The 1,210-nt window shown below is 42.9% G+C and carries 2 protein-coding genes and 2 pseudogenes; all 4 read left to right on the forward strand.

All coding sequences use genetic code 11. The annotated features are described in order from the left end of the window. A pseudogene (locus I8751_RS17740) lies at positions 1-235 on the forward strand (hypothetical protein); the annotation flags it as partial. Positions 236-298: 63 nt separating this feature from the next. Then, complete coding sequence (locus I8751_RS17745) at positions 299-481, forward strand: hypothetical protein (RefSeq protein WP_214440446.1); 183 nt, start codon at positions 299-301, stop codon at positions 479-481. A 3-nt stretch (positions 482-484) separates the two neighbouring features. After that, positions 485-814, forward strand: a complete 330-nt coding sequence (locus tag I8751_RS17750) for a hypothetical protein (RefSeq protein ID WP_214440447.1) — start codon at positions 485-487, stop codon at positions 812-814. Between the two features lie 137 nt (positions 815-951). Beyond that, a pseudogene (locus I8751_RS17755) lies at positions 952-1,166 on the forward strand (ISKra4 family transposase); the annotation flags it as partial. Between the last annotated feature and the right edge of the window lie 44 nt (positions 1,167-1,210).

Raw genomic sequence — 1,210 nt, forward strand, 5'->3', positions numbered from 1 at the left:
CTCCCCAGCTCCCCCAGCTTTTCTTAGTGACATTCCCCCCAATAGTCCAGAGCTTAATCCCATTGAGCGTTTATGGGAACACATTAAGCATGAATTGTCTTGGGAACATTGCACACACTTGGATCAATTAAGACACAAGCTCAAACAGGTTCTTGACTCTATTTCTACCGAAGCAATCGCATCGATTTGTGGATGGGATTACATCACAAGAGCTTTATTAAGTGCAACTTCATAGAGAATTGGTATCAGGACAAGAGTCAAAACGCTACGAAGTTGATTTAGAAAAACAGTCCTGCACTTGTCCTCACTACGAGCATCGGCACGAGACAAGCATATTGAGGCTGTGCGGCTAGCCTTGCAAGTTCGCACTACGCCACTGCTTTTAGAAGAAGAAATGCTTTTAGATAAGCCATTTGATGAACTTACGTTCGAGGATTGGCAACGGCTTGGAGTGTCTGAATCGGAATTAGTAGCAGCTTAGTTTTTGAGTAGGCGATCGCCCTCTGTCCGCAAAAACGATTGCGATCGCACCGCAGCTAATGTAATTAAAGCTTATCAAAAAGGAAATAAAATTCATCAAGCATGGACTAATTGCAGCTATGTTAAAGGTGCAAAACATTTAGGATATATCACCCTATTTCGCCCTCCTTACCAAGAGCAATTAGCAGATATGCCTCTTGTTGATTTGTATGATGAAGGTAATTTGTGGATCAGCAAAGAAGAGTTTTTGCAAATCATTAAAGCCTCGCCTAACGATGTAGTTTGGGTGGTCAGATTCAAAGTGGAGGCTATAAATGCAAACACCCCAACTTAACGCAGCCCTCGCCAAAGCCAAGGCATAAATCCCTAAAATACTGGCTAATCGCACAGTTAAAATCGGGAGCATCCCAGTTTTTTGCAAAGAAGGTGAAAATCAGTCAGGATAAGTAAGACGAGTGCATTTACCTAGCAATGACCCCAGAACAACAGCAAGCTCTTCAAGAACATATTCAGGCAATCTCTAAAATATTGTACGAAGATACGTCAAAAGAAAAGCTCACAAACCTTGCAGGAATTGAAGAGGCAGTGCGAAGTCAAATGCAGAAGCACGTCACGCCAGAAGTAGGGGTTTTTTTATCGAAACAGTTACAGACACAAGAGCAGGGTATAAACGAAGACTAAAAAGCGAATGTCACGAAGATAAGCTGGGGAGGCTGGGGTAGCTGGGGAG

The organism is Atlanticothrix silvestris CENA357 (genome assembly GCF_016056295.1).
Lineage (GTDB): Bacteria > Cyanobacteriota > Cyanobacteriia > Cyanobacteriales > Nostocaceae > Atlanticothrix > Atlanticothrix silvestris.